11 protein-coding genes are annotated in these 7,348 nt (G+C 48.5%); 9 read left to right on the plus strand and 2 right to left on the minus strand.

The window, feature by feature from the left end:
- Positions 1-46 precede the first annotated feature (46 nt).
- Positions 47-598 carry a hypothetical protein gene (locus tag QGP82_RS22395; RefSeq protein WP_499061099.1) on the plus strand — a complete coding sequence of 184 codons (552 nt, stop codon included), beginning with the start codon at positions 47-49 and terminating at the stop codon, positions 596-598.
- A 368-nt stretch (positions 599-966) separates the two neighbouring features.
- The gene (locus QGP82_RS22400; protein ID WP_499061100.1) at positions 967-1,206 is read left to right on the plus strand and encodes a hypothetical protein; all 240 of its coding nucleotides are present in this window, start codon (positions 967-969) and stop codon (positions 1,204-1,206) included.
- A gap of 39 nt (positions 1,207-1,245) precedes the next feature.
- Here the strand turns inward: QGP82_RS22400 and QGP82_RS22405 are convergent, their stop codons facing one another.
- Together QGP82_RS22405 and QGP82_RS22410 are read right to left on the minus strand one after the other, a co-directional pair.
- Complete coding sequence (locus QGP82_RS22405; protein ID WP_499061101.1) at positions 1,246-1,509, minus strand: hypothetical protein; 264 nt, start codon at positions 1,507-1,509, stop codon at positions 1,246-1,248.
- A 44-nt stretch (positions 1,510-1,553) separates the two neighbouring features.
- Positions 1,554-1,880 (minus strand): helix-turn-helix domain-containing protein, encoded by a 327-nt coding sequence (locus QGP82_RS22410; protein ID WP_499061102.1) that lies wholly within the window; start codon positions 1,878-1,880, stop codon positions 1,554-1,556.
- A 238-nt stretch (positions 1,881-2,118) separates the two neighbouring features.
- Between QGP82_RS22410 and QGP82_RS22415 the strand changes: the two genes are divergently transcribed.
- From QGP82_RS22415 to QGP82_RS22445, 7 genes are all read left to right on the plus strand, one after another.
- Positions 2,119-3,234, plus strand: coding sequence for a hypothetical protein (locus QGP82_RS22415; RefSeq protein ID WP_499061103.1), 1,116 nt, complete (start codon positions 2,119-2,121; stop codon positions 3,232-3,234).
- Between the two features lie 4 nt (positions 3,235-3,238).
- A complete protein-coding gene (locus QGP82_RS22420; protein WP_499061104.1) occupies positions 3,239-3,829 on the plus strand; it encodes a hypothetical protein in 591 nt (196 codons plus the stop codon).
- Between the two features lie 4 nt (positions 3,830-3,833).
- The gene (locus QGP82_RS22425; RefSeq protein WP_499061105.1) at positions 3,834-4,595 is read left to right on the plus strand and encodes a hypothetical protein; all 762 of its coding nucleotides are present in this window, start codon (positions 3,834-3,836) and stop codon (positions 4,593-4,595) included.
- Positions 4,596-4,745: 150 nt separating this feature from the next.
- A complete protein-coding gene (locus QGP82_RS22430; RefSeq protein ID WP_499061106.1) occupies positions 4,746-5,654 on the plus strand; it encodes a TIR domain-containing protein in 909 nt (302 codons plus the stop codon).
- Complete coding sequence (locus QGP82_RS22435; RefSeq protein WP_499061107.1) at positions 5,655-6,368, plus strand: adenylate/guanylate cyclase domain-containing protein; 714 nt, start codon at positions 5,655-5,657, stop codon at positions 6,366-6,368.
- Positions 6,356-6,541, plus strand: a complete 186-nt coding sequence (locus tag QGP82_RS22440) for a hypothetical protein (RefSeq protein WP_499061108.1) — start codon at positions 6,356-6,358, stop codon at positions 6,539-6,541. The genes QGP82_RS22435 and QGP82_RS22440 overlap by 13 nt, the downstream gene beginning before the upstream one ends.
- Positions 6,542-6,828: 287 nt before the next feature.
- A partial coding sequence (locus tag QGP82_RS22445) for a hypothetical protein (protein ID WP_499061109.1) occupies positions 6,829-7,348 on the plus strand: 520 nt, incomplete at its 3' end.

Here is a 7,348-nt window from a genome sequence, read left to right on the forward strand (position 1 = left end):
GGGAGTGGTGCCCCGCTCAGTTATTAACTCGACACATCGACAACCAATGAATAATTCACCTCTAAAAAACGCATCGCAGCAAAGCGTCTGGCAATGGGTCACGCTGAAGTTTAATCCCACTGAGCCCAAAACCAATAACCCAGAATGGCAGGCACAGCACTCCGTGTTAGTTGTCTTTGAGAACGGCGGAGAACAGCGCATCTACTTTAACCCTGGGATATTTTCCCGACTCAGAAAGGGGGATGTGATTTTATGTCATTACCGAACTGGGAAATGGAGAGTCGCGAAGGAGCAAGCGCCGGAGCTGATGCAGACGTTAGAGAGCCGAACCGTTGCGCCCCATGAGAGAAATGATTTTTTGCCACCAGCTAGCGACCCACGCCCCACAGCGCCACCCAACCTAGCGGCGATACCCAGCCCACCGCAGTCAACGCCACCGGCTGCGGTAGCTAAGCAGCCAACAAGCCATGATGTGGCGGAACTCGTGGGAATCTTCCAGGAGCTGAAAGCGGCGTTGCCAGAGGCACAGGAGACGACGATACGGGCGTTTTCGAGCACGTTATTTATGCAGCGGCGTAAGGAGGAGCCGGAGTTTTAAGAAACCTGTGCAGCCTTGACAACGGGTTAGGGCTGCGCCATTGGATACCCTTTCGCCCCTTTCCTTTCTTCTCTCTTCTCCTGCAAGGATAAATAGCGAAGCCAGCCGACCAATCCCCCACTAGTTTTCTTGGCCCCATATTTTGAAAAAGCGTAGGAACGAAGCGCCCTCTACAACACTTTCTGCAACTAGCTAACCCCTTTGTAGTGAAGTGGATGCGCTACGCTCACCCTAGGGCCAAAAAGACGAAACTTTCAATGTGCTGGTGGTACTCCACGGGCACAACGACTTTTCTAAGAGTGGTTAAACGGAGACTGATTAGCATCCGGTGGTACGCCACGGGATGCGGCTTACATTAGAGACTAACTATGACTGAAGACTCCCCAAAGTATCCAAGCTGGATTGACGATGATTATCCGGTGCCTGATCCAAGTTGGGAATACCACCGGATTTATGAAATTGCGATCGCACTTGACCGTGAATCAACTCGGCTGTTCAACCAAATATCTAACGAGGAAAAGCGCACTCCTGAGGCAGACCAACGCATCCGAGAACGCCTGAAAGAAGTCAACTTACAGTGCAACGAACTAATGCAAGCGCTCGACTGATAGCTTTTTTTCTCCGTCAATTTTGGACTAGTTACCCTATCACTGACTTAATCGCCTTATCTGCTCCGCGATGGACTCCAGCGTATTACCCAGCTCGGTGCGGTCCATCTGCCCAATGGCATTGCCCACCGTTGTTCGACTGCTAACCACAACCGTTAACTCGTTTGTGCTAATTAGATGCTGAGCCAGGGCAGCTTTTGCCGGTAACGATAACTGCTCAATTCTTTGATAGATATCTGTAACCAGACTTTTGTCGTGTGCGCTAATAACGACCTCAATGCTCTGGTTATTCAATTCATCCATAAAAATTTTGATGCTCACACCTGATTAAGGAACACTATGTAGCCTTATACGGACACAGGCGATTGAGGGATTACGGATTTTTCAATGTATTCTGGGCTACTCTGGGTTTCCTTAAGGCGACCAGCTAATAACCCCAGCATGGTGGCGATGCCATCGGGATTTAAATCGTCAACAAAGACTTTAAGAAATAAGAACTGTTTAGCCTCTGGTGGTAGGGCACTGAGTAGCTTTTCCAGGTTGTCTGAGCGGATGTCACTGCCATTACGGAAGTTGCTAACTGTGGCTTCGCGCAGTCCTGTGCTGATGGCCAGGGACTTACCGGTTAAGCCAAATTCCTTGAGAGTGAGGTCAAACGCTTCGGAAAAATTCATGCTGTTACTTTAAAAAGTAATCGCTTGGTGTATGATTACAATCAACTTTGATGTGGGCTATATAAAATTACCGTCAACGGTAATTTATGCCTTCATTATGCCACCTTTGTCTAATGAGTCCCCTCATTTGTCAAGGAACTGGTTAAAAAGTTAAAAACCCACCTCTGGCAGGAGGCGGGTCGAAAGCTTGTTTGCATTACTGCTTGCAAGCAAATTGAAAATAACTTGGTCACATTATATGACAAATACCCATGCTTTTTCCAGCCCCCTGGAAGAAAAATCGCGCTACGTGCATTTAGACGAAGCGACGGTTAACCGTTTGATTGATGCAAAGTTAACCGCAGCTCAGTACCGTGCAGTGCTCTACTTTTCGCTAGTGGACCCCTTTGGTAATCGGTTTGTAGAGACCGGGGGCCAGATGGCCAGACAACGCCTGGGGATTAGTCGGTCAACCTATTACGATGCCCTAGCAGCGTTAGAACGTGAAGAATTATTCGAGTTTGAGGATGTATCCCTACGTGTGAGAAACCGGGCAGGCTGTAAAGCACCCGAAAAATACTCTGACCAGAAAGTAGTCCGAAAAATCAAACTGCTGTCCGAAAAATCGGACTCAATTCCGAAAAATCAAACTGCTGTCCGAAAAATCGGACTCAATTCCGAAATTTCGGAAAATCGATCTCTAAAACCTTCTGATATCAAGACTTCTGAGTCTATTCAATATCTTTCACTAGAGCTCAATAAAGATCAGAATGATGCATTAAGAGAGAGAGAAGCCCAAATTTCTATTTTTGAGATAGAACCGGATTACAGGGATTGGTTGCTTGCTAAAGCCAGCCGCTTACCAGAGCAGCCCACACTACGGGAACTGTGGCTAGAAAAACAGAGCGTAAATCCTGCCAACTTGCGTGAATATGATGCATGGCAATCGGTACAGCAGCAAGTAGATCCCCTTCCGCCGCCGCGTTCCCCAGAGCAGTCTGAGTCGGAAGACGAAAGCATCGCCGCGCGGCTAGCACGCTATCAGCGTCAGTGGGCTGTAGTGCCCATGCGTAAAGGAATGCAAAATGCGATCGCAACCCACCCCGAATGGAACATCGACATCGGCCCCGACGGTCCCCGCTGGCGACCGATTCCCCCAGAACACAGTTCAGACCAACCTACTGAGCCAGAACTGGAAGCAGCTGCGGTGTTGCATCGCATTAAAAACGCCATCGCAACGCAGTCGCCGATCACCCCGCAGCTGCAGGCCGACGCTGACCGTTGCCATATTGATATCCCGATACTCCAGGCAGAATGGGAGTTAGCAGCCAGCCCACCGGGCAACGCTGCAGACGACATGCGGCAAGCGGGGTGATGGTATGAATCTGTCTCCAGACGACATTAAACAACTGTGGGCAGCAGAGCATTACACCCCCAAGGGTTTCCTCTATCTCCTGTTGTTGGCCCATTGCCCCCCAGGCGAACCCTGGAAAATTGAGAGCGTGTCTGAGTTCTGCCAGTGCTGGAATCTAACTGAACGTCAGTTTTATAAAGCCAAAGCCGCCCTGGTGGTCGAGGACCTGATCGACGAAACCATTAACGATGCCATTGAGCTAACGGCGATACCGCCTAACAAGTCAGCGCCGTCTATGCCTGCGTTAGGCGAGCTAATCGCTGACACACTCGATGCTCAGCCGGAGCAGCTGACCGGCAACAGCGACTGGGCGGCTTGGTACGATGAAGCGCGGCGACGTGGCTTAGTGCTTGCTTCTCAGCGTCAGGGCGATACGACGCTGGTGTGTCTAGTGGATGAGCGGTGGGTTCCGTTTGAGCAGTTGCGATCGCAATCCTGGGACGAGCTAGAAGCCCAGCTACAGCCGATGATGGTGGAATCTGTTGCCGAGGCGACGGAGCTAACGCCAGAGCAACAAAAGATTCTAGCGGCGATGTCTCGGTTAACAGGAGGATAGAACGATGCCGATGGATCGCAGTCTCTATCCTGAGAATTGGGATGAGCTAGCCCTAGCCATCAAAACCGAGGCGAACTGGTGTTGTACCGAATGCGGGCGGCCCTGCCGCCGCCCTGGCGAAACGCGAGAAGCGGCTATCTTTCGGCTAACGTTGACGGAGCATCCTACGGTGGCAGAGCTGTGGGAGCCGAGCGGTGCTGATGCGGTGGTGTCTAAGCTGGGGCGATTTACGTTGACGGTGGCGCATCTCGATCATCAGCCGCAGAATTGCGATCGCAACAACCTAAAAGCCCTCTGTACCCCCTGCCATGGCACCTATGACCTTAAACAAATGGGCCGTAAGCGTGTGCTCAAAGCAGAACGCCATGGGCAGCTGCGGATTGAGGATGCTTTAAACGGGATGCAGCTGGCATTGTTGCCGGAGCCGGTGGTCTATCAGCGTGTAGATCTACGTTCTGGGGGAAAGCGGACGATGGTCCGAAAGCCTCTGGGTGCGGTGGAAAGTCGGCGAAAACATCGGGATAAAGGCAACGCTTCAGGCTGGATTGAAGAGCGGACGGGGAACCGGAAGCGAGCGAATCCTAGTGTGAGTCATTACTATCGCTGGGATAGCCATAAGGGGCGGGTGAGCGAGTATATACGGGCGAGTCAGGTGACGCGGGTGGCACGGTTGATTGAGGCGGAGCGGCCAGCGTTGGAAATTTTGAAGGTTGTTGTTGAAGGCAAGAGAAAGGTTTCGGGTGTGTCGGCTGAGTTGCTGAGGTGAGGATGAGTGAAATACGATTGTTTTAAATTTTCCCTGTCTATTTTTAGTACAAGAAACCTTTAGTAAATCAATATATTTCTTGTTGATCCATAAGAGCTTGTACTACGATGAAGCCTTGTCGAAGGGTACATTAATTAGCCAAAATTTCGCATGATATCAAGGTTTACAGGCGAAAATGGCAAAAGACGTTTGCTTGATGTCTTATTAACTCAGAAATTTATAGCTGGTGATCACGAACTTGCTAGCTCCATTGTTGAAGAAGGGAAACTTGTTGAATTTGATTCAGGCAGCTTTCTAATCAAAGAGGGTGGAGATGACAATGAAATATTTTTCATTGTTCATGGCTCCGTCAATATACTTGTCCATGGGCGATTAGTTGCACGACGGTCAGAAGGTATGCATGTGGGGGAAATGGCTCTGATTGATCCTACGGCAATAAGATGTGCTGATGTCGTAGCTCAAGATAAAGTCATAGCGTTGGTTGTGAGTGAACCTAGTTTTGTGGCTATCGCGCATCGCACTCCAGAGCTTTGGAGGAGGTTAGCAAAAGAATTAGCTAATCGTCTAAGACAGCGTAACTCACTCGTTATTTCACCCAATTCAAGACCCCACTTGTTTATTGGATCATCAGTTGAAGCACTCTCAATTGCGCGTGCAATACAGTTAGGGCTTGAGCATGATGATGTAACTGTAAGTGTATGGACAGATGGAGTTTTTGGAACTTCTACATATGCAGTGGAATCGCTTGAAAAAGAGATTCAAACTGCAGATTTCGGTCTCATCGTTCTTTCACCTGATGACGAAATCATAAAGCGAAATTCTACTCAACTGGCACCGCGCGATAATGTGATTTTTGAGCTTGGCATGTGTATGGGGGCACTGACAAGACAACGCTCATTTGTGGTTCAACCTCGCGGAGTAGATCTTCATATTCCAACAGACTTAATGGGCTTGACTCCGTTGAGCTATAAATTGGGACCCGAGCAAAAATATGACACTGCTATGGCCCCCGTATGTGAGCGTTTACGTCGTTTGATTGTTGAAAAAGGACCACGATAAATGGCACTTGTCGACCAGCTTAAGCAGGATGTTCAGACAATTATTGATACGACTTGGAACAAACGTAATGGGACAGTCGTGCCTTCTTCTGAAGATGTTGCACTTGCAGGAGGTGCGGTAGAGCTAGACGCAACTTTTTTATACGCTGATTTGGCTAACTCTTCCAAAATGGCTAAGGAGCTTGATCGGCGAGTTGCTGCAAAAATCATGAAATCATTCTTAGCTACTACAGCTCGATTGGTAAAAGTGCGAGGCGGTTCTATTGTTAGCTTTGATGGTGATCGTATTCTTGGTGTATTTGTCGGTGATTCAAAAAATACTTCAGCAGCAAGATGTGCGTTAAATATAAATTATGTTGTAACGAAAATCATTCAGCCCAAATTCGAATCTAAGTACAACAGTGTTAAAAATGCCTCTTTCTCGATTCGTCATGGAACAGGTATTGATACAGGTGAAGTCCTAGCAGTTCGTGCTGGAGCACGAGGCGATAATGATTTGATTTGGATTGGGCGTGCTCCAAATTTGGCAGCAAAACTTAGTGATATACGTGAACGCTACAATCGTTCATTTATCACAGCATCTGTCTATAATCGCCTTAACGAATCGGCTAAGTATGGAGGGGAACCTAAAAAAAATATGTGGGAAAGTTGTTCTTGGAAATTTCTGGATGACAACATTTCTATTTATCGTTCCAATTGGCATTGGCAACCTTAGACGATGTTTTGAAAAAACTCGTTGCCCTGAGCGCTGCCATCGGCACTATTGCTAGCGGAGCCGCCGCCGTCTCAGGCGATGTTTCCACGGTTACCGGCAAAGTCATTGAGCTAACGGAGCAGCTGGGTATCCCCATCGAGCAAGTGCAGCTGCCGCCGTCTGGCACTCCATAAGTTGCAGTAGCAACCGTTAGCTAACTATTACCTATCGGCTATTCTGTAGGCTTTAAGCTAGCAGCAACTACCCTACGTGAGTAGCCTAAATTCTGTCTGTCTACTTAAACAAAACCGCAAGCATTCTGATAGTTTCCTACCGTAGAAGATAGGGATATAAACAATATTTCAACAAAAGTGGTTTTCTGGCGTTTACGCAAACTTCACCCGAAAACCAGAAAAACCCCGTAAAATTTTTTACTCAGTATTTCCCATAATATGGGTGCTGAGTTTTGAAAAAATTTTCGATGACCGACCAGAAGTCTACCGTTGAGCAGCAGATTCGCCCGAATGTCTTGCAGGACCAATTAGGTATAAAAAAGGACGCTTACTACGCCTACCTAAAGCATTTGGGAATCACCGCTGAGAAGGATTCAAATGGTAAGGCATTTCTCACAGAAGCTCAGGCAAAATCGATTCGGTTGCTGCGTGAGCATGTGGTAGCGGGTGGCAAAATCGACGAGTTTGATATTCATGAGGCGATTCAGTCAGCGCTGGCTATTGCGGGTGAGACGGCGCTCGGTGATGTGGCTGAGCAACCGATTGAAGTTGACCCAGCTCAAAACTTGAATATGGAAGCGCTGTATTTAGAGGCATCTGAGCTGGCAGGGCAGCGTCTAACAGCGAGTCAGCAGGTGGTGATGGCGATGGCCAACCAGATGAGCTACGAGGACCTGCATCCGACGACAAAGGCGAAGGTAGACCAAGTACGGGCAGCATCTGCCCCAAAGTTCAATGCTCAGAAGATAGCCGCCGATCTTCTCAACC

The organism is Leptothoe sp. LEGE 181152, assembly GCF_032906605.1.
GTDB lineage: Bacteria > Cyanobacteriota > Cyanobacteriia > Phormidesmidales > Phormidesmidaceae > Leptothoe > Leptothoe turfae.